The sequence below is a fragment of the Flavobacterium cheongpyeongense genome (assembly GCF_003202435.1).
Lineage (GTDB): Bacteria > Bacteroidota > Bacteroidia > Flavobacteriales > Flavobacteriaceae > Flavobacterium > Flavobacterium cheongpyeongense.
On the sequence record NZ_QJHK01000027.1, the window covers coordinates 35,391 to 60,351 of the forward strand.

General features: G+C 34.5%; 27 protein-coding genes and 1 pseudogene. 16 read left to right on the top strand and 12 right to left on the bottom strand.

Features of this window, described 5'->3' with window-relative positions:
* Nucleotides 1-5 precede the first annotated feature (5 nt).
* From DMB65_RS20160 to DMB65_RS20200, 9 genes are all read left to right on the top strand, one after another.
* Complete coding sequence (locus DMB65_RS20160) at nt 6-869, top strand: DUF5777 family beta-barrel protein (protein ID WP_110308429.1); 864 nt, start codon at nt 6-8, stop codon at nt 867-869.
* Between the two features lie 15 nt (nt 870-884).
* On the top strand, nt 885-1,235 hold the full coding sequence (locus DMB65_RS20165) for a hypothetical protein (protein WP_110308430.1): 351 nt from the start codon (nt 885-887) through the stop codon (nt 1,233-1,235).
* Nucleotides 1,236-1,247: 12 nt separating this feature from the next.
* Nucleotides 1,248-1,793 (top strand): YceI family protein, encoded by a 546-nt coding sequence (locus DMB65_RS20170; RefSeq protein WP_110308431.1) that lies wholly within the window; start codon nt 1,248-1,250, stop codon nt 1,791-1,793.
* Nucleotides 1,794-1,811: 18 nt separating this feature from the next.
* The gene (locus DMB65_RS20175) at nt 1,812-2,327 is read left to right on the top strand and encodes an ankyrin repeat domain-containing protein (RefSeq protein ID WP_110308432.1); all 516 of its coding nucleotides are present in this window, start codon (nt 1,812-1,814) and stop codon (nt 2,325-2,327) included.
* Between the two features lie 6 nt (nt 2,328-2,333).
* Complete coding sequence (locus DMB65_RS20180; protein ID WP_110308433.1) at nt 2,334-3,116, top strand: T9SS type A sorting domain-containing protein; 783 nt, start codon at nt 2,334-2,336, stop codon at nt 3,114-3,116.
* Between the two features lie 202 nt (nt 3,117-3,318).
* Nucleotides 3,319-3,669, top strand: coding sequence for a cupin domain-containing protein (locus tag DMB65_RS20185; RefSeq protein WP_110308434.1), 351 nt, complete (start codon nt 3,319-3,321; stop codon nt 3,667-3,669).
* Between the two features lie 103 nt (nt 3,670-3,772).
* Entirely contained in the window at nt 3,773-4,939 is a 1,167-nt protein-coding gene (locus DMB65_RS20190) for an MFS transporter (RefSeq protein WP_110308435.1), read from the top strand.
* 8 nt (nt 4,940-4,947) lie between these two features.
* Complete coding sequence (gene blaOXA / locus DMB65_RS20195) at nt 4,948-5,769, top strand: class D beta-lactamase (protein ID WP_110308436.1); 822 nt, start codon at nt 4,948-4,950, stop codon at nt 5,767-5,769.
* Nucleotides 5,770-5,829: 60 nt separating this feature from the next.
* Nucleotides 5,830-6,762, top strand: coding sequence for a peptidylprolyl isomerase (locus tag DMB65_RS20200; protein WP_110308437.1), 933 nt, complete (start codon nt 5,830-5,832; stop codon nt 6,760-6,762).
* Between the two features lie 70 nt (nt 6,763-6,832).
* Here DMB65_RS20200 and DMB65_RS20205 read toward each other — a convergent pair whose 3' ends face one another.
* The gene (locus tag DMB65_RS20205; protein ID WP_110308438.1) at nt 6,833-7,387 is read right to left on the bottom strand and encodes a thioredoxin family protein; all 555 of its coding nucleotides are present in this window, start codon (nt 7,385-7,387) and stop codon (nt 6,833-6,835) included.
* Between the two features lie 467 nt (nt 7,388-7,854).
* On the opposite strand from DMB65_RS20205, the gene DMB65_RS20215 reads away from it, so the two are divergent.
* Nucleotides 7,855-8,190, top strand: a complete 336-nt coding sequence (locus DMB65_RS20215) for a tRNA-binding protein (protein ID WP_110308439.1) — start codon at nt 7,855-7,857, stop codon at nt 8,188-8,190.
* A 49-nt stretch (nt 8,191-8,239) separates the two neighbouring features.
* On the opposite strand, the gene DMB65_RS20220 is transcribed toward DMB65_RS20215, so the two are convergent.
* The 3 genes from DMB65_RS20220 to DMB65_RS20230 all read right to left on the bottom strand — a co-directional run bounded on the left by DMB65_RS20220 (nt 8,240) and on the right by DMB65_RS20230 (nt 11,110).
* Nucleotides 8,240-8,785: an RBBP9/YdeN family alpha/beta hydrolase gene (locus tag DMB65_RS20220; protein WP_110308455.1), complete on the bottom strand. Its 546-nt coding sequence runs from the start codon at nt 8,783-8,785 to the stop codon at nt 8,240-8,242.
* Between the two features lie 110 nt (nt 8,786-8,895).
* Entirely contained in the window at nt 8,896-9,264 is a 369-nt protein-coding gene (locus tag DMB65_RS20225; protein WP_110308456.1) for a PUR family DNA/RNA-binding protein, read from the bottom strand.
* A gap of 67 nt (nt 9,265-9,331) precedes the next feature.
* Complete coding sequence (locus DMB65_RS20230) at nt 9,332-11,110, bottom strand: ABC transporter ATP-binding protein (protein WP_110308440.1); 1,779 nt, start codon at nt 11,108-11,110, stop codon at nt 9,332-9,334.
* A gap of 205 nt (nt 11,111-11,315) precedes the next feature.
* Between DMB65_RS20230 and DMB65_RS20235 the strand changes: the two genes are divergently transcribed.
* The 3 genes from DMB65_RS20235 (at nt 11,316) to yajC (ending at nt 13,926) form a co-directional block, all read left to right on the top strand.
* Nucleotides 11,316-12,425: a Glu/Leu/Phe/Val family dehydrogenase gene (locus DMB65_RS20235; RefSeq protein ID WP_110308441.1), complete on the top strand. Its 1,110-nt coding sequence runs from the start codon at nt 11,316-11,318 to the stop codon at nt 12,423-12,425.
* A gap of 239 nt (nt 12,426-12,664) precedes the next feature.
* Nucleotides 12,665-13,576 (top strand): transcription antitermination factor NusB, encoded by a 912-nt coding sequence (gene nusB, locus DMB65_RS20240; RefSeq protein ID WP_110308442.1) that lies wholly within the window; start codon nt 12,665-12,667, stop codon nt 13,574-13,576.
* 74 nt (nt 13,577-13,650) lie between these two features.
* On the top strand, nt 13,651-13,926 hold the full coding sequence (yajC, locus tag DMB65_RS20245) for a preprotein translocase subunit YajC (RefSeq protein WP_110308443.1): 276 nt from the start codon (nt 13,651-13,653) through the stop codon (nt 13,924-13,926).
* Nucleotides 13,927-14,157: 231 nt separating this feature from the next.
* On the opposite strand, the gene pepT is transcribed toward yajC, so the two are convergent.
* The 3 genes from pepT to DMB65_RS20260 all read right to left on the bottom strand — a co-directional run bounded on the left by pepT (nt 14,158) and on the right by DMB65_RS20260 (nt 17,731).
* Complete coding sequence (gene pepT / locus DMB65_RS20250) at nt 14,158-15,435, bottom strand: peptidase T (protein ID WP_110308444.1); 1,278 nt, start codon at nt 15,433-15,435, stop codon at nt 14,158-14,160.
* A gap of 118 nt (nt 15,436-15,553) precedes the next feature.
* The gene (locus tag DMB65_RS20255; RefSeq protein ID WP_110308445.1) at nt 15,554-16,693 is read right to left on the bottom strand and encodes a formylglycine-generating enzyme family protein; all 1,140 of its coding nucleotides are present in this window, start codon (nt 16,691-16,693) and stop codon (nt 15,554-15,556) included.
* A 114-nt stretch (nt 16,694-16,807) separates the two neighbouring features.
* Nucleotides 16,808-17,731 (bottom strand): DUF6515 family protein, encoded by a 924-nt coding sequence (locus DMB65_RS20260; protein WP_110308446.1) that lies wholly within the window; start codon nt 17,729-17,731, stop codon nt 16,808-16,810.
* Nucleotides 17,732-18,058: 327 nt separating this feature from the next.
* Here DMB65_RS20260 and DMB65_RS20265 point away from each other — a divergent pair, with 327 nt between their 5' ends.
* Nucleotides 18,059-19,093: a quinone-dependent dihydroorotate dehydrogenase gene (locus DMB65_RS20265; RefSeq protein WP_110308447.1), complete on the top strand. Its 1,035-nt coding sequence runs from the start codon at nt 18,059-18,061 to the stop codon at nt 19,091-19,093.
* On the opposite strand, the pseudogene DMB65_RS20270 reads toward DMB65_RS20265, so the two are convergent.
* Both DMB65_RS20270 and DMB65_RS20275 read right to left on the bottom strand, forming a co-directional pair.
* Nucleotides 19,079-19,795, bottom strand: a pseudogene (locus tag DMB65_RS20270) (DUF3307 domain-containing protein). The gene DMB65_RS20265 and the pseudogene DMB65_RS20270 overlap by 15 nt on opposite strands.
* Nucleotides 19,792-20,406, bottom strand: coding sequence for a hypothetical protein (locus DMB65_RS20275; RefSeq protein WP_110308448.1), 615 nt, complete (start codon nt 20,404-20,406; stop codon nt 19,792-19,794). The pseudogene DMB65_RS20270 and the gene DMB65_RS20275 overlap by 4 nt, the downstream one beginning before the upstream one ends.
* Before the next feature lie 207 nt (nt 20,407-20,613).
* Here DMB65_RS20275 and DMB65_RS20280 point away from each other — a divergent pair, with 207 nt between their 5' ends.
* Together DMB65_RS20280 and guaB are read left to right on the top strand one after the other, a co-directional pair.
* Nucleotides 20,614-21,480, top strand: coding sequence for a hydroxymethylglutaryl-CoA lyase (locus DMB65_RS20280; protein ID WP_110308449.1), 867 nt, complete (start codon nt 20,614-20,616; stop codon nt 21,478-21,480).
* Between the two features lie 261 nt (nt 21,481-21,741).
* Nucleotides 21,742-23,214: an IMP dehydrogenase gene (guaB, locus tag DMB65_RS20285; RefSeq protein ID WP_110308450.1), complete on the top strand. Its 1,473-nt coding sequence runs from the start codon at nt 21,742-21,744 to the stop codon at nt 23,212-23,214.
* Between the two features lie 82 nt (nt 23,215-23,296).
* On the opposite strand, the gene DMB65_RS20290 is transcribed toward guaB, so the two are convergent.
* The 3 genes from DMB65_RS20290 to DMB65_RS22555 form a co-directional block, all read right to left on the bottom strand.
* The gene (locus DMB65_RS20290) at nt 23,297-24,178 is read right to left on the bottom strand and encodes a L,D-transpeptidase (RefSeq protein ID WP_110308451.1); all 882 of its coding nucleotides are present in this window, start codon (nt 24,176-24,178) and stop codon (nt 23,297-23,299) included.
* A gap of 87 nt (nt 24,179-24,265) precedes the next feature.
* Entirely contained in the window at nt 24,266-24,514 is a 249-nt protein-coding gene (locus DMB65_RS22550; RefSeq protein WP_262511968.1) for an alpha/beta hydrolase, read from the bottom strand.
* A gap of 6 nt (nt 24,515-24,520) precedes the next feature.
* Entirely contained in the window at nt 24,521-24,877 is a 357-nt protein-coding gene (locus tag DMB65_RS22555) for a lysophospholipase (protein WP_262511969.1), read from the bottom strand.
* Nucleotides 24,878-24,961 lie beyond the last annotated feature (84 nt).

Consider the following 24,961-nt stretch of genomic DNA (forward strand, 5'->3'; position numbering starts at 1 on the left):
TAAAAATGAAGAATTTTTTAGGCTTTATGCTTGTGTTTTTTTTAACGGGAAATTTATTTGCCCAGGGTGATTTACTCAGTGAACTCGATACTGTTAAGTCAAGTGAAAAACAGATTGAAATTGCAGCTTTTAAAGGTTTACAAATAGCCAACATGCAATCAACAAAATTACCGGCCAAAGGAGAGTGGTACATGCTTGTTTCGCATCGTTTTGGTGACCTGTCTGAGGGAATTAATAATTTCTTTGGTCTGGATAATGCCCTGACAAAATTTGGAGGGATTTATGGTGTAACAAACTGGCTGAGCTTAGGGGCTAGCAGACATACGTACAATAAAACGTATGAGGTAACTGCTAAATACAAAATGGCTAATCAGGAAGTAAACGGATTTCCTGTTACAATTGTAGGATATAATACGGTGGATATTAATACTGCTTTAGAAAAAGATTTATATCCAAATATAAAATTTTCTGATCGTTTGGCTTTCACTACGCAATTATTGGTTTCCAGAAAAGTAAATGAAAAATTCTCAGCAGAAATAGGTTTGATCAATGTTTACAAAAACCTATATGACGACAAGGCAGAGCAGCAAAATGTTTTTTCTGCCGCAGCAGGATTGCGATACAAAGTAGCCAAAAGAATGAGTGTAAATCTTGAGTACGCAGCTAGGGTGATAACAGAAGAAAAGGACCTGGATCCTTACCATAATCCACTTACAGTTGGTTTAGATATTGAAACAGGCGGACACGTATTTCAATTGGTAGTTTCTAATAGCCAGCCAATGAATGATGTTGCCGTATTCTCTACCGCATCAGGAGATTGGAATAAAGGCAAGGTTTACTTTGGATTTAACATGTACAGATCGTTTTAAAAAAAGATAAAAAATATGAAAAAGAGCATACTAATACTACTATTTACCTGTGCAGCATTTTTGGTTTCCTGCACAACCAGAACTTACGAAGAAATTTCAGAAGCAGAAGCAGCTACTGCACCTAGTTATACAAATAATGTAGCCCCTGTCATACAGTCAAATTGTTTGGGATGTCATGCTGATGGCGGGCAATATCCAACTTTACAAACGTATGAACAAGTAAAAGATGCAACCCAAAACGGAGATTTAATTTGCAGAATAGATCAAACCCAATCCTGTGGAAGCGTAATGCCCAGATCAGGAGCCATGCCCAGACAAACGATCGACATGATTATACTTTGGCAAAAAGAAGGATATAAAAATTAAAAGAAATATAAAATGAAAGAAGTAATAGTATCTGTGTTGTTTTTATTGGCCGGAAATCTGGTTTTTTCACAAAAGATGATAACCAGAGCGGGAGAAGTAAAATTTGAGGCATCAATGCCTGCTTTTGAAGAAGTGGCAGCAACAAACAAAACAACTTCCTGTATTCTTGAAAAGAATACGGGAGATTTTGTAGCGTTGACTTTGATAAAATCATTCAAATTCAAAGCCCCACTGATGGAAGAGCATTTTAATGAAAATTATATGGAATCTTCCAAATTTCCAAAGGCCACTTTTAAAGGAAAGATTTTGGATTTTGATGCCAAAAAGCTATCTGCTTCAAAGACTGTTTATGACTTAGAAGGTGATTTAACCATTCATGGTGTAACAAAAAAGATAAAAACCAAAATCAATCTTACCTTAAACGGAGCAAAAATTTTGGCTACAAGTGCAATTTCGGTGAAACCACAGGATTACAAAATTGAAATTCCAAGTTTGGTCAAAGGAAAAATTGCCGAAAATGTAAAAGTTTCAATGAATTTTGTTCTTGAAGCTAATTAATTCGATAACTCTTTAACGATGAAAAAATTAGTTTTACTTACTTTGTTTCTGAGCTTTCTAAATAGCAAAGCACAAGACAAAAGCGTTTTTGATATTGCCAGAAGCGGAACTTTAACAGAGATTCAAAATCTGAACAAATCCAATCCGGATTTAATTAATTCTCTTAACGAAAGTAATACTAGTCCTTTGATTTTGGCTTGTTACAGAGGAAATGTTGAGGTTGCGAAATTCTTAATAGAAAATGTAAAAGACCTTAATTATAATTCTGATATGGGAACGGCAATGATGGCTGCTACCTATAAAAACCAATTTGAATTAGTAAAATTATTATTGGATAAAAAAGCCAATCCAAATGCAGCAGATGCTAATGGGACAACGGCATTATCCTTAGCTGTACAATTCAAGAACAGCGCTTTGGTGAAATTGCTTTTAGAATATAAAGCAGACAAAACAATTAAAGACAGTAAAGGAAAAACAGCATTTGAATATGCTGTTTTTTCTCAAAATGAACAAATCATCAACCTTTTTAAATAATTGATTATGAAGAAAATTACTCTTTTAGGACTTTTAATAATTAATATGAACTGTTTTGCCCAGCAAAAAACTACAGGAGATGTCACTTTGTCTACCAATATGACGGCGAATTTGACCTTAAACAATACCACCCAAAAAGCAACATTAAAACTTACCGGGCCTTCAGACAGGTGGTTTGCTTTGCAGTTTGGGAGTTTTGGAGCGGGAGGCGGAATGCTAGCAGGAGAAGATTTTGTGTATGTTAATGGAACTACAAATACATTAGTTGATGGTAATTTGACCGGAAAAGGTAACTCTCCAAATACAGATGCAACACAAGACTGGATAGTAACTTCTGATGCAGTAACTTCAGGAATCAGAACTATAATCGCTGAAAGAAAATTTTCTACCGGAGATGCAAAAGATTATACGTTTACTTATGGCAACAGTACTATTGATTTTGTCTGGGCAAGAAGAGGTAATGCCGGATATGCGTTAAATAATCATGGAGGTAATCGCGGATATAATGTAAGTGTTCCATTATCAGTTACTTTGGGTGTCGAAGATTTTAGTTTAAAAACGGCTGCTGTTTATCCCAATCCATCAAACGGCAATTTTAGTATTGAGAGTGAAAGAGGGTTAGATACAATAAAAGTTTATTCCCAAACAGGAATATTGGTTAAAACCATTAATGTTGAAGGTAAATCTAATACTGTAGATGTATCGTTGAAAAGTTTGCAAGCAGGAATTTATTTGATTGAATTGCAAAATGATCAGGAAAAAACATGGAAAAAAATTATTGTTAACTAGTAGATAGGCTGGTAATTAGTCAGATAAAATTATTTTTTTTAGGTGAAAAACGTCAGGCATATTCCTTAAACGGGATAATATGTCTGGCGTTTTTAATTTATAGGAGGATTGCTTTACTGAGTGCATACAAATTATATTATTTCAAAGTTAATTTGTCAAAATGCACTATTTTTGTTTTGTAATTAATTTTCAAAAAAGCAATATGGATCATTCTATGACAAGTGCTGAATTTCTTTTTGGAGAAGAAATTCAATGGGAAGTGGTTGGAGAAGGGGTAAAACGCAAGATTTTAGCCTTCGATAATCGGGTTATGCTCGTAAATGTCTATTTTGAAGCAGGAGCTATAGGGTCTTTACACGAACACTATCATACGCAGGTTACGTATGTAGCAAAAGGAAAATTTGATGTTACCATAAACGGAGTGACAAAATTACTGAAAGAAGGTGACAGTTTTTATATTCCGCCACATGCAATTCATGGTGTTTTGTGCCTGGAAGAAGGAATGTTGACAGATGTTTTCAGTCCGATGCGTGAAGATTTTATGAAGTATTAAAATTAGATGAATTGACAAGATTTAGATCCTATTGAGTTCTAAATTTGAAAATTTTATACATTTTTTAAAGTTTTGCTAAACATTAGATTGGTATTTTTGTAACATGAATTTATCCAGAACGAATGTCCTTTTTATGACAGTTTGCACGGGTCTTATAGTTGCAAATCTGTATTATTGCCAGCCCTTAATCGTTTTAATAGCCAATGAGTTTAAAATTCCCGAGGCCAAGGCCGGAACCATAGCCTATCTTACACAGGCAGGATATGCTTTAGGTTTGTTTTTTATGGTTCCGTTAGGGGATAAAATTGAACGAAAAAAACAAATTTTAATGACCACTTTTGCTTCTGTAATTGCATTAATCATTGCAGCTACGGCAAAAAGTTTTTTTATCGTACAAATTGCCTCCTTACTTATTGGGATCACATCCATTGTACCACAGCTTATTTTGCCATTGGCCGCAGCATTAAGCAGTCAGGAACAAAGAGGAAAAGTGATAGGGACAATTATGAGCGGCTTATTGGTTGGTATTTTACTATCCAGGACTTTAAGCGGTTTCATTGGTCAGCTTCTCGGATGGAGGTCCATGTTTTATATCGCTGCCGGAATTTGTCTTTTGATCTTTTTTGTCATTCAGAATACATTTCCTCTCAATAAACCTCAGTTTCAGGGCTCATACGGCCAGTTAATTCAGTCACTTTTTACATTAATAAAAACACAACCCGTACTGCGTGAAGCAACTTTAATCAATATATTCAGCTTTGCTCAGTTTGGAGCTTTCTGGACCACTATGGTTTTATTGCTTTCCGGAGAACCGTTTCATTTTAATAGTGCAACAATTGGTTTGTTTGGAATTGTTGGGGCTTCGGGAGCTTTGGCAGCACCATTAGTGGGTAAAATAGGTGACAAAGGAGGTTCAAGGGTAGCAGTTGGCTATGGCTGTTTACTAATATTAATCAGTTTTTTGATTTTTTATTTTTCAGTAGAAAGTGTAATTGGAATTGCGATCGGAATTGTATTTATTGATATAGGAATTCAGGGAGTTCATATTTCAAACCAAACCCGTGTATATTCTTTACTTCCGGAAGCCAGAAACAGATTAAATACCGTTTTCATGGCGTTTAGTTTTCTGGGAACTGCCGCCGGATCTGCTTATGGATTGTTATTATGGAAATTAGGAGGCTGGCACGCTGTAACAATCGGATGTGTTGGGTTGTCAATATTAGCATTAACCGTTTACGGACTTACTTATAAATCAAAAGCTAAAAAATAAACTGCTAAATGAAAAAACGGATCCTGGTTGTACTATTCTTTTTATGGATTATAAATGTAAATGCCCAGACAAAAACAACTGCACCAGCCGAAGTTGTAGTTCCGGAATTCGGAAAAATCCTGGATAGCTTAAAAATAAAAGGCTCGGTTTTAATTTTTGATCTGGGTAAAAACAGCTTTTATTCCAATGATTTTACCTGGGCAAAAAAAGGACATTTGCCAGCATCGACCTTCAAAATTCCTAATTCGATTATTGCTTTAGAAACAGGAGTTGTAAAAAATGATTCGGTAGTTTTTAAATGGAACGGTGAGAAGAGAAGCCAAAAGGCATGGGAGCAGGATTTAACCTTTAAAAAAGCATTTCAGGTTTCCTGTGTGCCTTGTTATCAGGAGATCGCACGAGGAATAGGTTTAAAAAGAATGAAGTCTTACCTGAAAAAGTTAGCTTATAATACAATGGTTTTTGGTCCCGCAACTATTGATAACTTTTGGTTACAGGGAGAATCAAAGATTTCACAACTGCAGCAAATTGATTTTTTGAGAAGATTATATTTCTCTGAATTGCCTATTTCTGATAGAACACAATCTATAATGAAAGACATTATGGAAATCGAAAAGACAGATCAATACGTTTTAAGAGGAAAAACAGGCTGGGGATTTAATAATAAAATAGATAATGGATGGATCGTTGGTTATATCGAAAAAGACGATAAAGTTTATTTTTTTGCCACGAATATCGAGCCGGGTGAAAGTTTTAAAATAGATGACTTTCGCACAGTTAGAATCATTGCCACAAAAGAAGCTTTCAGAAAGTTAGAAATACTAAAATAGAAAGCATAAATTGATAAAAAATTAATTTGTAAATTTGCGTCCAATTAAAAAATAACAACAATGGAAAACGGAATATACGCTAAATTCAATACTGGTAAAGGTTCGATTTTAGTAAAATTAGCACACGAATTAACACCAGGAACTGTAGGGAATTTTGTGGCTCTTGCAGAGGGAAATATGGAAAATAAAGTAAAACCTCAGGGGCAAAAATTCTATGACGGATTAACTTTTCACAGAGTAATTCCGGATTTTATGATTCAGGGTGGTTGCCCTAAAGGTACAGGAACAGGAGATCCTGGATATAAATTTGATGACGAGTTTCATCCAAGTTTAAAACACGATCGCCCGGGAGTTTTGGCAATGGCAAATTCAGGACCTGCAACCAACGGTTCTCAGTTTTACATCACGCATGTTCCAACTTCATGGTTAGATAACAAGCATACCGTTTTTGGTCATGTTATCGAAGGTCAGGATGTAGTTGATGCAGTTGCTCAGGGTGATGCTTTAGAAAATGTAGAAATCATCAGAGTGGGTGAAGAAGCTCAAAAATGGAATGCGATTGAAGCTTTTATTAGCTTAAAAGGAGCGCGTCTAAAAAGAGAAGCAGCTTTGAAAGCAGAATCTGAAGCAAAAATGGAACAATTAGCAGCCGGTTTCGATAAAACAGAAAGTGGTTTACGTTACAAAATGATTCAAAAAGGAGAGGGTAAAAAAGCAGAAGCAGGAAAAACAGTTTCTGTTCATTACGAAGGTTCTTTAGAAAATGGAAAAGTTTTTGATTCTTCATATCCAAGAAAAAAACCAATCGAATTCAGATTAGGGCAGGGTCAGGTTATCGAAGGATGGGACGAAGGTATTGCTTTATTACAAGTTGGGGACAAAGCCCGTTTTGTAATTCCATCTGATTTGGCTTACGGACCAAGTGGAGCTGGTGGAGTTATTCCTCCGCACGCAACTCTGATTTTTGACGTTGAATTAATGGACGTCAAATAATAAGATGTTTAATACGAATCATTATTTTTAAATACTATCCCATTCGATTGCCGAATGGGATTTTTTATGTTTATTTCCATTTAATGTTGCAGCCTATACTTGGTTTTTGAGTTTCGTTTAAGCTTCTGTTGTAAATCAAAGCATCAATAGCACTCCGTAAATCGTTTCCGCTTAACGGAATTCCGTTTCCGGGTCTTGAATCATCTAATTGGCCTCTGTAAAATAAACGGTTTTGACCATCAAACAGAAAAAAATCAGGAGTACAGGCCGCATCATAAGCTTTGGCAACTTCCTGGGTTGCATCAAATAAATACGGAAAATCTATTTTATTTTCAAAAGCAAATTCAGTCATCATTTTTGGTGAATCCTGCGGAAATTTTTCAATGTCATTACTGGAAATAGCAATAACTCCAAGTCCTTGTACGCGATAATCATTTGCAATCATCACAATTTCTTTGATTACATGAAGTACAAAAGGGCAGTGATTGCACATAAAAATGATAAGTGTACCTTTTGATCCTTTTAAATCTTCAAAAGAGTATTCATAATTAGAATTGGTGTCTTTTAGATAGAAGTTTGGAGCAATTGTTCCAAGCGGAATCATATTTGAAGAAGTTCGGGCCATTTTTTCTAAGAATTTGTTATTCAAAAATAACTTTTAATTCTGAAAAGAAAGGTGACACCTTTAAAAATATATCCAAAGAAATTTAGAACAATAAAGTTCTTTTGGATATAAATCATCTTTATGCATTTAAGAAATCGAGTAAGTCCTGGTTCAACCGATCTTTTTCCGTGTAAAATAATCCGTGTGGTGCGCCTTCATAAACGATAAAAGTATTGTTGATGATAGTTTTAGCAGTTTTTGTGAGCTTACTATAATTAAAACATTCTTATTAGCATCTCCATGAATAATCAGGCCTCTAAGGGATTTATGAATATTTAAAAGACTATTTTCTATCTAAGCGCTTTTAGGTTACCTTAATAATTTGTTTTGTAAAGTTAAAGCCGCAACTAAAAAAAAAGGTTATAGGATTAATGTTATTACTTACAAAAATGAATAGGTTTGCAAATAAACTTATTATTACAAATAAAATGGATTTAACCTGGAATGAATTTGAAAGAACCGATATGCGTATCGGAACCATAATCGAAATAAATGATTTTCCCGAAGCAAGAAAACCAGCTTATCAGCTTACAATTGACTTTGGTTCCGAAATCGGTATCCGAAAATCATCTGCACAAATTACAAAACGTTACCAAAAAGAAGATCTGTTCAATCGGCAAATTGTTGCTGTGGTAAATTTTCCTAAAAAACAAATAGGAAAATTCATGAGCGAATGTCTGGTATTGGGGGCTGTAGGCAAAGAGGATGATGTGATTTTACTCGCACCCGATTTTAAAATAGCAAACGGATTACGAATTGGATAGTGGTTTTGAGTTACAAAGTATGTGAAATAAGACTGAAAACGCTTTAAAATCACTTTGTTTTATTTATCAGTTGGTTCAAAATCAATTGTCCTTCTTCCCAATATTTTAAATCAGAATCAGAGTTAATGTGTCCTTGCTGACCCACATTTACAAAATCACTTCCCCACATTTTTGCAAAATATTGTTTTCTTTCGAAAGTAGCGTAGGGATCGTTTTCACTCGCGACAACAATTGATGGAAATGGTAGTTTTGAAATGGGCATTGGAGAAAAGTTACGAATACATTCGGGTGTGTGTTGGGGTGAATCTACATCAGCAGGAGCTACCAGTAAAGCTCCAATAATATTTTTGTTATTGTTTGTTTCTGCCCAATGTAAAACCAAAGAAACTGCCAGACTATGCGCTACTAAAATTGTTGGTCGTTCCAGTTTACTTATTTCTTCATTTAATCTTTCCAGCCATTCTTCACGAATAGGCTCGTCCCAATTATCCTGAACCAGCCTAATTGAGTTTTTAAATTTTTTATGCCAAAAGGTTTGCCAGTGTTTTTCTCCTGAATTTCCAAGTCCGGGTAATATTAATAAGTTTGTTTCCATTGCCGTGGATTTATTGAAGGAACTATTTTTTTGATGATTCAAATATATAAAAAAAGCCCAAAATGCAGGACATATTGGACTTGTACTTTAAAAAAAGTTATATACTGGGACTAAATATCATCAAAATCAATATCGGTAAAGTTTGATCTGTGCTCTTCCGTTTTATCAGAACTATATTCTTTTTTAAAATCTCTTTGGTGTCTTTCAGATATTACTTCTTCGCCTTTGTGATTCAGTACGTAAGAAGTCATTTCTTCTAAAATTTCTGCAAAAGCACTAAAATCTTCTTTGTACAGATAAATTTTGTGTTTTTTAAAATGAAAAGAACCATCCTCTTCAGTAAATTTTTTACTTTCAGTAATCGTGATATAGTAATCATCAGCTTTAGTAGCTCTCACATCAAAGAAATAAGTTCTTCTTCCTGCTCGTAATACTTTAGAAAAAATCTCTTCTTTTTCTAACATGTCGTTTTCTCTCATAATACGTTCTATCATTTTGGAATTAATAGTAACCAAAAATCATAAAAAAATATCTATTACGCAACATTTAAAGTAATTCTTTTTCTGAAAGTTGTTTTAAATATAAAGATGAATAATACCCTTCCTGATTTATTAATTGATTATGAGAACCTTGTTGTATGATTTTGCCATTTTCGAGAATGATTATTTTATCTGCATTTTTGGCTGATGAAACACGATGGCTAACAATAATGGTTGTTTTGTCTTTGCAAATTTCAAATAAATTATTCAGAATTGTTTCTTCGGTTTCGGTATCAACAGCAGACAAACAATCATCAAAAAGCAAAATTTCAGGATTTTTAATGATCGCCCTCGCAATAGAAACACGCTGCTTTTGTCCGCCTGAAAGTGTGATACCTCTTTCGCCTAAAACAGTATCGTACTGTTTGTTGAATGCGATAATATTATCATGAACCACAGCGTTTTTGGAAGCCTGGATTACTTCTTCATCCGAAGCATTCTGGTTGCCGAATTTGATATTGTTTTTAATAGTATCAGAAAACAAAAAGGCATCCTGAGGTACAATTCCTATGTTGTTTCTCAGATCATTCAGGTTTAAAGTGCTGATTTCGTTTTCGTCAATTGTGATTTTCCCTTCGGTAACATCGTATAGTCTTGAAATTAAAGATAATATTGTTGATTTCCCGGAACCTGTTTTTCCTAAAATGGCTAATGTTTCGCCTTTTTTTACAGAGAAGCTTACATTTTTTAAGGCTTTAATATTAGTGTCCTGATAAGTAAAGCTTACATTTTCAAAAGCAATTGAACCATGAATGTCTGATGAATTCGGATTGTTGTTTTTGATTTCAGGTTCGATTTTCAAAAATTCATTTAGACGTTTTTGAGAAGCTTCGGCTTCCTGAACCATCGATGAAACCCATCCTAAAGAAGCAACGGGCCAGGTAAGCATATTGACGTATAAAATAAATTCGGCTATAGTTCCAATATTCGGAATGGTTCCGTTTATGTACATCACGCCCCCAAAGTATATTACAACCAAATTACTGATTCCGATAAGGGCTATCATCAAAGGACCAAACAAAGACTGAACCCTTGCCAGACTTAAACTTTTGCTTTTACTTTCGTCAGACAAGGCAATCATATTATTCTGATTCTGATTTTCTAATGAATAAGCCTTTATTACCCGGATTCCGGAAAAAATTTCCTGTGTAAAACTGGAAACTTTAGATAAATATTGTTGAAAAGTGGTACTACGTTTATTGATTTCAGAACTCAGTTTAAAAATACAATATGATAAAATCGGTAAAGGAAGAATCGTATATAATGTCAACAAAGGCGAAACGTTGTACATATATAAGATAACAATCGTAAAACGTATAAATGTATTGATAGTGTACATAACAGCCGGACCTACGTACATTCTCACTTTTGAAACATCCTCGCTGATGCGGCTCATTAAATCTCCGGTGCGGTTTTGCTTGTAGAAATTCTGGGAAAGATTTTCATATTGTTTAAAAACCTCATTTTTTAAGTCAAACTCAATATGACGGGACATTACAATTAAGGTCTGACGCATTAAAAAAGTTAGAAAACCTGCTACTATTGCACTTCCTATGATTAACAGTACATTATGGATTAATTCTTGTCTGTAATAGCTAATTAGGATAGAAGATTTTTGATCATCAGCAGCCAATTTAAGAAACCGCTCTATAACATCAAAAGAGTGACTTACCAGTTTTGGGGTGAAGAGAAAAAATATTTGTGCGATTATAGTGGTTAAAATACCAAAGGAAAAACTGTATTTATACTTAATGAAATATTTGTTTAAATAGCTTAATTCTTTCATTTTTTTAAGAGATTCGATATTGAGTTGATTTAAATCTTTGAATTATTCTTAATTAAAAGTATAATAAAATGAAATTTAATCAAAACATTTATATTGTAAAATTATTATTTTAAAGATAAAAAAAATATAGCATGTGTATTTTTTAATTATGTTTGAGATGTCTTTTTGACAAATTCATAAAATTTAACTAAATAACACGAGTGCTATGGATGCAACTTTCGCAACTGGAAAAGAACTTCAAAAAATGGATCCTGTCTTTGGTCAGTTATCTTTTAACGATCACGAACAAATTGTATTTTGCAATGACAAAGATACAGGATTAAAAGCAATTATTGGTATTCATAATTCAGTTATGGGCCCTGCTTTGGGAGGTACCAGAATGTGGAATTACAAAACAGAATGGGAAGCCCTTAACGATGTTTTACGTCTTTCAAGAGGGATGACGTATAAATCTGCTATTACCGGATTAAATATTGGTGGAGGTAAGGCAGTTATTATTGGTGATGCTAAAACACAGAAGACGCCTGAACTGATGCGTAAGTTTGGTGAATTTGTTCATTCGCTTAGCGGAAGATATATTACAGCTGAAGATGTTGGTATGGAAACAAAAGACATGGACACCGTTAGAGATGTGACGCCTTATGTTACAGGGATTTCTGAAGAAAGAGGTGGGTCTGGAAATCCTTCACCTGTAACGGCTTACGGAGTCTATTTAGGAATGAAAGCGGCAGCTAAAAGTCAGTTTGGTTCTGATATTTTAGAAGGTAAAAAAGTTTTGGTTCAGGGTATTGGACATGTAGGTGAAACTTTGGTTGAATATTTAACTAAAGAAGGAGCACAGGTAACGATTACGGATATTAATGAAGAAAAATTATATCAGGTTGCTCAAAAATATAACGCATCAATTTATACAGGAGACGATTTGTATACAGCAGATGTTGACATATATGCACCATGTGCAATGGGAGCAATCATCAACGATGATACAATAGAAAAAATTAAGGCAAAAGTGATTGCAGGTGCTGCAAACAATCAGCTGGCAGATGAAAATGTCCACGGAGCCAGATTACAGGAAAGAGGAATTTTATACGCTCCGGATTTTCTAATTAACGCTGGTGGAATCATCAATGTTTATGCAGAATTGGCCCATTATGGAAAGGCTGAAATCATGAGTAAAACCGAAAACATCTACAACACAACTTTAGAAATTATCGATTATGCTGTGAAAAACGGAATGACAACACATAAAGCGGCGCTTACTATTGCTCAGAATCGTATAGATCAGAGGAAAATCGAAAACGCCACGAAGAAATAATTTTTAGTTTACAATTTACAGTCTCAGTATTCGGTCACAGTTTCGCAAGTGAAAACTGAGACTGAAAACTGAGACTTTTTTTAATCTGAATACTGAGACTGAATACTAAAACTAATTTTTTTTGTTCGAAAATTAATTGGTTTAAATTTTAATATAATCTGTTTAATTCTTATTTTTGCAGACTAATTTTTAAAAGTTCTTACAAGGTGGTAAATAGAAGACACTTACGCGTTAAAGTCATGCAATCCATTTATGCAATGCATCAAAGCGGTTCTGATAATCTGGAAAAAGAAGAGAAATTCCTATTTTACAGCATAGATAATATTCAGGATTTATATCTTATAATGCTTTCTTCATTGATTGAAATCTGCAAAAAAGAATCGGTTTTTTTACATCTTTCAAGCAAAAAACATCTTGCAACTGCTGCAGAACGCAACCCAAACGAAAAATTTATCAAAAACAAAATTTTTCAGCTTCTTGCCGAAAGCAACTCTCTGAGTATCGCTTTAGAAAACCGAAAAATCAACAACTGGTCATTAAATGATGATTATATCATTTTGCTTTTAAATGATATTAAAGCGAGCGATTTGTATGCAAAATACATGAGCAATAATGTGAACACTTTTGAAGAAGACAGACAATTTGTAATTGATTTGTTTACTGAAGTGATTGTTCCAAATGAAAAATTATATGAATATCTGGAAGATGATAAGTTAACCTGGGTTGATGATATTCCGGTGGTAAACACACATATCATCAAACAGTTAAAAGCGATAAGAACAGAAGATCCGGATGCCTTCAGAGTCCCTAAATTGTACAAGGATGTTGAAGATAGGGATTTTGCAAAAGATTTGTTCAGAAGAACAGTTTTAAACGAGTCGGTTCTGGCAAAAGAGTACGATGACAAAACTCCAAATTGGGACAGTGAAAGAATTGCGGAAATTGATACCATTATCTTAAAAATGGCAATCTGCGAATTTTTAAAGTTTCCTTCAATTCCGGTAAAAGTAACGCTGAATGAATATTTAGAAATTGCCAAAGAGTATTCTACACCAAAAAGCAGTATTTTTATCAACGGAATTTTAGATAATCTTGTAAAAGAACTTACTGCTAATAAAAAGTTGGTTAAGGTTGGAAGAGGGTTAATGTAAAAATGCATAAATTCCAAAAACAAGACAACAAATTTTAAAATAATATTAAATATAAATCAAAAACAGAATTTATTATGGGACAATTAGGTCAATTTGCGCCATTTCTTTTAATGTTTGTGGTAATCTATTTCTTTATGATCAGACCACAGCAAAAAAGAGCAAAAAACGAAAAAGAATTTGAAAGCAGCCTGAAAGTAGGCGACAAAATAATTACTAAAAGTGGTTTTCACGGGAAAGTTGTTGAGCTTGCAGAAACTACAGTTGTAATCGAAACAATGTCAGGAAAGTTAAAATTAGAGCGTTCTGCTATTTCTATGGAGATGAGTGCTGCTTTGAATAAAAAGGCATAAATTTTCAAAAAACAAAAAAACATAAATCCCAAATTCCAAAGCTGTAAAAGCTGGAATTTGGGATTTTTTCTTTGAGATTTTCATTCTATTCAGATATTAGCACTACAGTAATCTCATCTCTACTCTACATTATAATAATCTGCTATTTTTTGTACTCTCACAAGTAGAAAATATTTGCGAACCTTGGGTATAAAATTCTGGATTTCAAGTTTAACGATGAGTAGATTCTAATTATCCTCTTCTTTTAATCTTTTCAGGAGCATCAAAAATTTCAGGAATTGCAGTAAGTTCCGCGATTTTCACAATAACTTGTGTTGCCTTCTGGATGCTTTCAACCGGAACATATTCGTATTTTCCATGGAAATTATGACCGCCCGCAAATATATTCGGACAGGGTAATCCCATAAATGATAATTGAGATCCGTCTGTACCTCCACGAATTGGTTTAATAATTGGTTTGATGTTTAGTTCTCTCATTGCTTTCTCTGCAATATCCACAATATGTTTTACAGGAAGTACTTTTTCTTTCATGTTGTAATACTGATCTTTTATTTCAGTCATTACAATATCTTCTCCAAATTGCTTAGCGAATTTTTTATTGATTTTTTTGGCAATTTTTTCAATTAAAGCTTTTCGTTTTTCAAACTTATTCTTATTATGATCACGAATGATTAATTCTAAAACTGTTTCCTCAATGTTTCCTTTTATATGATGAATGTGAAAAAAACCCTCATAACCTTTCGTGTTCTCTGGTGTTTCTCCTTTTGGAAGTTCATTGATAAAGTCATTCGCAATCAACATCGAGTTAATCATTTTTCCTTTGGCATAGCCGGGATGAACGCTTTTGCCTCTAAAAGTGATTTTAGCTCCTGCAGCGTTGAAGTTTTCATATTCTAATTCTCCAATCTGGCTTCCGTCCATTGTGTAGGCCCATTGCGCACCAAATTTTTCTACATCAAAATGATGGGCGCCTCGTCCAATTTCTTCATCAGGAGTAAAACCAATTCTGATTTTTCCGTGTTTGATTTCCGGATGCTGAATCAGATATTCCATTGCCGAAACGATTTCTGTAATTCCTGCTTTATCATCGGCACCCAGTAAAGTAGTACCGTCAGTTGTGATGATGGTTTGTCCTTTATATTGTAATAAATCCTTGAAGTAATTCGGAGATAAAACGATATTTTTTTCAGCATTCAAAACAATATCTTTTCCATCGTAATTTTCAACAATCTGCGGTTTTACATTTGCACCGCTAAAGTCAGGTGACGTATCAAAATGCGAAACAAATCCAATTGTTGGAACTTCATGATCTACATTACCAGGAAGCGTCGCCATGATGTATGCTTTATCGTCTATTGTGACGTCTGATAAACCAATTGTTTTTAGCTCCTCAACTAATTTATTGGCAAGATTCCATTGTTTTTCTGTACTTGGTGTTGTTTGGGAATTTGGGTCTGACTCCGTATCAATTGTTATATAACTGATAAAGCGATCTATGATATGTTGCATTTTCTTTAATTTTTAGCAAATATAAGCATTTTTTTTGCTGATATAATTGGGGATTAAGGTCTAAGAATCATAAAAAAGGATTCTGTTATATGAACTTTTTTCACAGTATTATTTTCCTTTAAATATTTTTCACACATCTAAAACCAAGATGATTTGCGGCAGATCGTACTTCTCCTTTTCCTCTTGTGCCCACCATATAGCGTGTGCAATATTGATCTGTACATAAAAACGAGCCTCCACGATGTACTCTTTTTATTTGAGTCGGATCATTAGGGTCATTGTAAGCGTCGGGACCTTGTGGGTTTTTAGTTATTTTTTTGCTTTTACTTAATGATTTATAATAGTCTACGCTGTACCAGTCATTTGTCCATTCCCAAACATTTCCTCCCATATCATACAATCCATAAGCATTTGGCTGGTATTGGGCTGTTGGTGCAATGTCTTTGAAACCATCTTCTCCCGTGTCTCCATCTTTGACAGGGAAGTGTCCCTGATAAATATTGGCCTGGAATTTTCCTTTTGGTTTTAAGGTATTTCCCCATGCATAAAGTTCCCCTGTTTTTCCACCACGGGCTGCAAATTCCCATTCGGCTTCAGTAGGCAATCTTTTTCCTGCCCAATTAGCATACGCAACAGCATCTTCATAAGCAATATGTACAACAGGGTATTTTTCTTTGCCTTTTATAGAACTTTGCGGACCTTTGGGATGTCTCCAGTCTGCGCCCCCAACATAGCTCCACCATTGTATGTAATTGTTTAAATCTACTTTAGCAGGAGTAGGGGTAAACACAGCTGATCCGGCAATCAGATTCTCTACAGGAACATTAGGATATTCTTCAATAGTTGGTTTTTTTTCGGCTAATGTTACATAACCTGTGGCTTTTACAAAAGCTTCAAATTGCTCATTTGTAACTTCAGTTTTGTCCATATAATAGCCGTCAACATACACACGATGGACTGGAGATGCATCTTTGGTAATACCTTTTATACTGCACAAACTTTCGTCTTCAACATTGCTCCCCATAGAGAATTCGCCTCCTGGAATCCATACCATGCCTTTTGGTGTTTTATTAGTTGGAGGTGTATTTTTATTTTCTATTGTTGGTTTGAATTGTGATTCTCCGGAAGTCTTAGCCGTTTCTGTACAATCCATTGCTTCTGGTTTATCTTTTACTGCATCAGGTTTTGTAAAACCATATGTAATTGCAAGGACAGATATTGCCAATATTGAAAAAAAACAATACGTTTTATTTTTCATTGTAAACAGATTTAATTGAAAGTAATTGTCAGTGGCAAAATTAAGTTAAAACAAAAAAATAACCCTATAAAATTCTATTTGTTTTATAGGGTTAGTGAGGTTAAGTTATTTTGCTTATTTATCTTCTTCAACAAGAACAACTTCGTATTTATCTTTGCCATCAACCTGAACAGGCTGGTAGTAAGTTTCTCCAAATTTTATGTATTTTACATCTCCAATAGTAACTTCTTCACCACCTTCCGGAAGACTATCAACCAAAGTTCCTGCAGTTGGCGCTACTACTCTATATTCATTTCCGTCTTTTTCATAATAAGTGCCGCCGTAATAATAATTGTTTACTGTACCGGTATAAACCGTTTGCGCTCCGTTGGGGATATTATTTACAATTCCTCCAACAGGGGCAGGTACTACTTCATAACCACCATTGTACGGTGCATACCAAACTCCCTGATCGTAATGATATGGTGTGCTTTCTATGTTAATTACAATTGCCGTAACAGCCAGGGTTGTTGCAAAAAATCCCCATGGGTGCCAAACCGGTCCCCAGTAATAAGGTCTGTATGGATGATAGTAATACGGATGGTACGCATGATATCTATAACCGCCATATCTGTAAGCCGGACGTGTATAGACTACCGTATTTCTTCTTACAATTGTATTGCGATTGTTGCGAATACGAATATTGTTATTTACGTTAATGGTAACGTTGTTTTGGCTTCTATTTACAGTATTCCTGCGAATGTTCGTGGTTTTATTATTTCTGTTAGTTGTAAAAGCAGCTCTGTTGTTAGTGAATTTTTTATCTCTAATTTTTGATATTGGGGCATTTGATGGCATTGCTGCCCTATTACCATTAAGAGTTTTGTTAACTGTAGAAATTTTGTTGTTTACAGATGGTCTGGCATGTATTGATCTTTCAGTTTTTTGTGTTCTGCCATTGTCGCGACGTTGTGCGAAGCCATCTGTTGAGATCAGAAAAAATGATCCTGTCATACCTATCAGAATCATCTTTTTAAGGGAATTTAGAGTGGTTTTCATTTTTATTGTATCTATTGGTTATATAGGTTAGATAAACAAAAGTAGTTTTGGTTTAAACTTCCCTGTGAAATTGATTGTTCTTTTTGAAACGGAGTAAGTAATTATAAATGTTGGCTCAGAAGGAACAATGTAGATTTTTTTGTTTTTATAACTATTTGTTTTAAAGTGAATTATGTCTAATGTACTCATTGTAATTTCAAATTTATTGAAAATAGTGTTCGGGATTTTGATGCTTGGATTAAACTATAAAATTTGTTTTTTGTAAAAAAGGGTCATTTTCAAGTATTATAATTAAATTTGCAACCGAAAAAATAACAATCTCTCACCATGTATAAATTGCTAATCCGCCCGATACTTTTTTGTTTTGATCCTGAAGAAGTACATTACTTTACTTTTTCATTTGTAAAATTCATTTCAAAAATTCCGGGAGTTTCATCAATTATACGATCTATTTATGAAGTAAAAGATACTCGTTTAGAAAGAGAGGTTTTTGGAATCAAATTCAAAAATCCGGTTGGACTTGCAGCAGGATTTGATAAAGATGCGAAGCTGTTTAAAGAACTTAGCGATTTTGGTTTTGGTTTTATCGAAATTGGAACTGTAACTCCGGTTGGTCAGCAAGGAAATCCAAAGAAACGTTTATTTCGATTAAAAGAAGACCAGGCAATTATTAACCGAATGGGGTTTAATAATGGTGGAGTTCTGGAAGCTGTTGAGCGTTTAAAAAAGAATTCAGGTGTTTTAATCGGAGGAAATATTGGAAAAAATAAAGTAACGCCCAACGAAAATGCTGTTGACGATTACATTATTTGTTTTGATGCGTTATTCAATCATGTAGATTATTTTGTTGTGAATGTAAGTTCTCCCAATACCCCCAATTTAAGGGCTTTACAGGATAAAGAACCTTTGACGGCATTGCTTCAGACCTTGCAGGATAGAAATGTAGAAAAACAAAAAACAAGCAGTCAGAAAGTAAAACCAATTCTTTTGAAAATCGCTCCGGACTTAACAGATGACCAGTTATTAGATATTATTGATATTGTGAAAACTACTCAGATTGCCGGTGTAATTGCAACAAATACAACCATTTCAAGAGATGGTTTACAGTCTGATAACCAGTTAGAAACAGGAGGTTTGTCAGGGAAGCCATTAACAAAGCGTTCGACAGAAGTCATTCGTTTTCTTTCTGAAAAAAGCAATAAAGCATTTCCGATTATAGGAGTAGGAGGGATACATTCTGCCGATGATGCGATCGAAAAACTGAATGCAGGTGCAAGTTTAGTACAATTGTATACTGGTTTTATTTATGAAGGACCAGCTTTAATAAAAGCAATAAACAAGAAAGTTTTAGGACAATTGTAAAAGAAGTGCCTGAACGATTAATCCAGCCAATACTGCAATCCCAAAACTGATTAGCGTACCAATTAAAACATATTCGGTTAGTTTTCGGTCTTTGGCCTCGTTTAAATCTCCAAATCTAAAAATAGATTTTGCAGCCAATAAAAAACCGATGGCTTCAAAATGGCCGGTTAAAATAAAACAAAAGATAAATAAGCGTTCTAAAATACCAATGTCATTTCCTGCGTTGGCAAGTGAATTATCTGTAGGTGAATTTTCATTTTCCGGACTCCAAATAGATATGATGGTTTTAATTATAATGGAAACTGGTTTGGTGATAAATACGATTCCGGTTAATAGCATCCAAAATTCATTATTCTGCCAAAAATAAATAATACTTTTATTTCCATACAGGAGCATAATTCCAATTAGAATCAAAATATAGGCAATTTGGTCTGCAACAAACCAGCTGCGTTTTGTTTCTGGTTTCTGAAAATTTAATTTGATTGCGTCAATAACACCATGCGTAAGGGTTATTAAAAACGCATAAGGAATAAAATTGATCTCCCAAACTAAAAGCGCTGCCAGAACTCCGTGTAGCAGAATATGAAGGTACAAATAAATGCTTTTGTGTTTTTAAATTTCCTTATCGGCTACCCATGAAGCTGGTTGCCATATAAAGTCACCTAATAAATGCACTAACAATAGTTTTATAAATAAAATCATGGGGCTGTAAGTTGTTTTATTTGTGTTCTGAAATAACGATCGAAATTCATGACCAGATCAAATTGCGCGCGTTTTTGCCTACGGCTTACCGCAGCCTGATTAATGCCTAATTTCTGTCCCAATTCTTCCTGCGATAAAGTTGGATTTTCTATGGCAACAGCGACAAATTCAGCTGATTGTGCAAGCCAGCTGTCCATAAATGTTAAAGCGAGCTGAATCATTAGATTCATTTTCTCATCGATCTCATTATTTCCAGTTCGTATTGCTAAAGTTATTTTTTGTTTTTTCAAAGTTTCAAAAAGTTCGCCCGAATGTACAAAGGCTTCACCATTACTTTCAGAGATTTTTTCGGCATTATGTGTTTTATCTCCAAAGCCAATACTCATTCTGGCATCTAATTTTACGGCTCTTAAATGTGCTTTAATTAAAATGGCCGTTAAAAGAGCTTCTTCGGGATTTTGTATTTCAATCTGAAATTCATCACCTCTGTATACTTCCCATTGGCCGGGTGTTTTACCAAAAGGAGCCAGAGTTCTTTTCAGGTCTTCAACCCAATTTTTAGATTTTTGTTGTCTGGAACCAATTATATCACCTGTAAGTACACTAGTCATAGCTTCAAATAGAATTAAATATAAAATTTATATTACAAATATAAAGAATGTTTTTAGATATTACGTTTTTATGTAATAATTAAATATATTACATTTTTTGGTAATATATTATTTTATTACAGTTTTGAGTAATATATGTATATTGAAAATTATAACTTTTATTTCTTTAAAAAAGAGCCTAACTTAGCCTTTGCAAAACAATAAGCTTTGAATAAAGAAATCAAGATCATCGAATGTCCACGAGATGCCATGCAGGGTATCAAAACTTTTATTCCTGTAAAAAATAAGATTTCTTATCTGCAGGCTTTACTAAGGGTGGGTTTTGATACGATTGATTTTGGAAGTTTCGTATCGCCCAAAGCGATTCCACAAATGCAGGATACCGCAGAGGTTTTAGCAAAGCTCGACTTATCGCAAACAACAAGCAAACTTTTGGCGATTATAGCCAATACACAAGGTGCAGAAACAGCCTCGCAATATGAAGCTATTCAGTATTTAGGATTTCCTTTTTCTATTTCTGAGAATTTCCAGATGCGGAATACGCATAAAACTATTGCGCAGTCTTTGGTTACTCTAACAGAAATTCTTGAAATCGCAGATAAAAAAAATAAAGAAGTAGTAACCTATCTTTCTATGGGTTTCGGAAATCCGTACGGAGATCCCTGGAATGTTGAAATCGTAGGCGAATGGACAGAAAAATTATCTGAAATGGGTGTGAAAATTCTGTCACTTTCAGATACCGTTGGTAGCTCAACCCCCGAAGTAATTACCTATCTCTTTTCGCATTTAATTCCGAAATATCCTCAAATTGAGTTTGGTGCGCACCTGCATACAACACCAAACAGCTGGTTCGAAAAAATTGATGCGGCACATAAAGCTGGCTGCACACGTTTTGATGGTGCAGTTCAGGGTTTTGGAGGATGTCCAATGGCAACTGACAAACTAACTGGAAATATGCCTACAGAAAAACTCATTTCTTATTTTACGGCCAATAAAAAACATACAGGTTTAAACTCTTTAAGTTTCGAAAGTGCCTATAATGAGGCTTCAAAATTATTCGGCAAATTTCATTAAGATTTTTGAAGCTATTCCGGCTCTCCATTACAAGCACTCGTGCAAAACCACTTTTTTCCATGGCTTTAAAAGAGCTTCCGCTGGGCGCTTTTTAAATCCGGGAAAAAAATGTGTTTTGCCTCTCGTGGCTTTTCATTTCCATCCGGGCTAGGCAGTAAGGTAACGATTTCGTTAAGAGTTCAAAAAAAATCTGAATAAGTTAATAGGCAAGTTTCCAATTTATTCACTACATTTGCACGCAATTCAACTACAAATTGCAACATGATAGCACACAACTCCAAGATCATCGGCGAAGGTTTAACTTACGATGATGTATTATTAGTACCCAACTACTCGAATGTGCTTCCTCGCGAAGTGAGTATCAAATCAAAATTTTCAAGAAATATAACACTAAACGTTCCAATCGTATCTGCTGCTATGGATACAGTGACCGAAAGTGCAATGGCAATCGCTATGGCGCAGGAGGGAGGAATAGGTGTTTTACATAAAAACATGACCATCGAGCAACAAGCAGCGAAGGTTAGAAAAGTAAAACGTGCAGAGTCAGGAATGATTATAGATCCTGTTACGTTGCCAATGACCTCTACCATTGCAGACGCAAAAGCGGCTATGAAAGAATTCGGAATTGGAGGTATTCCAATTGTTGATGAAAACAGAATCTTAAAAGGAATTGTTACCAACCGCGATTTGCGTTTTGAGAAAAACAGTTCAAGACCAATCGCTGAGGTTATGACAAGTACTAACCTGGTAACAGTTGCCGAAGGAACTTCATTAGAACAAGCCGAAGTTGTTTTGCAAGGTCACAAAATTGAGAAATTGCCGGTTGTAAATGCAAAAAATGAATTAGTAGGGTTAATTACCTTCAGGGATATTACAAAACTTACTCAAAAACCAATAGCTAATAAAGATACATTTGGCCGTTTAAGAGTTGCCGCCGCCATTGGAGTTACTGGTGATGCTGTAGAAAGAGCAGCTGCGCTAGTTGCTGCCGGTGTAGATGCCATCATAATCGATACAGCTCACGGACATACAGAGGGTGTTGTAAATACATTAAAAGAAGTGAAATCAAAATTCCCGCAAATAGATGTTATTGTTGGAAATATTGCAACTCCTGAAGCGGCTCAATATTTAGTAGCAAATGGAGCTGATGGTGTAAAAGTAGGTATCGGTCCTGGCTCTATCTGTACAACACGTATAGTGGCAGGTGTTGGTTTTCCTCAGTTCTCAGCAGTTCTTGAAGTTGCTGCAGCCATCAAAGGTACCGGAGTTCCTGTAATAGCAGATGGTGGAATTCGTTATACAGGAGATATTCCAAAAGCTATTGCTGCAGGTGCTGATTGTGTAATGTTAGGTTCATTACTAGCCGGAACAAAAGAATCTCCGGGCGAAACTATTATTTTCGAAGGTAGAAAATTCAAATCATACCGTGGAATGGGATCTGTTGAAGCAATGGAGACAGGATCTAAAGACCGTTATTTTCAGGATGTTGAAGATGATGTTAAAAAATTAGTTCCGGAAGGAATCGTTGGACGTGTTCCTTACAAAGGAGAATTAAACGAAAGTATGCTTCAGTTTATTGGTGGTCTTCGTGCCGGAATGGGATACTGTGGCTCAAAGGATATTCCGACTTTGCAGGAATCAGGACGTTTTGTTAGAATTACGTCAAGCGGAATTACAGAAAGTCATCCCCATAACGTAACTATCACAAAAGAAGCTCCAAATTATTCAAGATAATTTTAGTTTTAAATATTAAAAAAGGCATAAGAGTTTAATATTCTTATGTCCTTTTTTGTTTTACAAAGTGTAGAAATGTTTTTTAAAGAGCAGCAGTCTGTTTTTCTGTTTCTCTAACTTTTTGATTTTCTAAAATCGTCTGAATAAAAGGTTTCACCTGAGTTGCAATTTCAGCTTCAGAAATATTTAGAGCTTTAGGATTAGTAGCTAGTTTTAACCACGGTTTTGAACCATCAAAATCATATTTTCCAAAAACAACGACCGGAGTTCCTTTTACTTTTACATTTTCTTTATCTTTCAAAATCCATTCGTCAGCAAATTTATAAAGATATTTGGCATCTTTTTCTAATAAACGCAAGCACGAATGCGAGGCCGGATAACCGGGTAATTCATATTGATGAAAACCAACTCCAAGTTTATTATCGATATTAAAATTCCATTTTAAATCCCATTCATCATTAAAAGTACTGGTGGTTTTTTCGGCTTTCCAATTAGTAAAAAACAGTCCGGTTGGGGTTTGATCTTTTTTTCTTCCCATATTTGTTGGTCCTGTATAAACCAATTCACCATTTTCATAAGCAGCAAAAGTTTGTGTAGGGTAGGAGAAAATAATGATTTTAGAGACCTCTCCTAAAGCCGAAACATGAAATGGAAAAGGAAGATAATAAGGTAAGTCACCGCTAAAATCACTCGGAATTACAACCGAATCCATTTTAGCGAAATTTGCTTTGTCAGTTCTGTTTAAGGCATAAACAATATCCAATTTGCTGCTGTCGGCTTCATTAGTTTTAAGCCATTCTTTTGTATTCTCAAAGTGATAAGAAACAGAAGATTTTGGTTTATTGTATTCAATAGTTTTGTGAGCTTTGGTTTCAGTTGCTTTTGTAGTCTCGCTTTTTTTGCAAGAGCCTAATACCAAAACCAATAAAAGGAAGATATTTGATGTGTAATATAACTTTTTCATACATAGGTTTTTATCCTTGTAAAGTTATTTTATTTGCCATTTATCTGTGTTACACAATTTTTTGAATTGTTTGTCTGATTTTCATTTTTAGCCTTTATTTATAAAATCTGAAATACTTTTAACCCATTCATTTTTATTTTTTTTCAAATAGTTTTCATGTCCGGTATTTTTGTAGATGTTTAATTTTTTTGGACCTTTTAGGCTTTTGAAAATCTCGTCAATTTCTTTTCGGTTTACACTTTTGTCCTTTTCACCGTACAATAATAATGTTGGACAGTTTATATTTTTTGCATATGCTGTTGGGTTGTGGCTAAATCCCCAAAAACCATTTTGAATGCCTACTCAAAAAACTAAAATTCCTGCCATAGGGAAAGTTGGTGCATTCATTTTTTTAAATCTCGCACAAACTGTTTTGTACATCGAGCCAAACGGACATTCTATAATTATTCCTTTTGGTTTGATTTTATTATCATTAATGCATTTCATAATTGCGACCGCTCCCATAGAAGTGCCAAATAAATAGATGTTGTTTTCTCCTGTTTGAGTTATGTAATCAAAGGCAGTTTTCACTTGTTCGGCTTCTTTGTAGCCAATAGTAGTTTGATTTCCTTCAGAGTTTCCACTTCCCATGAAATCTACAAGCATAGTATTGAAACCATTGTTGTCCGATAAATAATTTCGTTTTGTTAAATATTGTATATTTTTAGATACTTAACGAGGTTCTATCTTGCTTTAGCTTGTTTTTTAGTATTGTCATTAGAATTCAATAAATGGAAAATATAA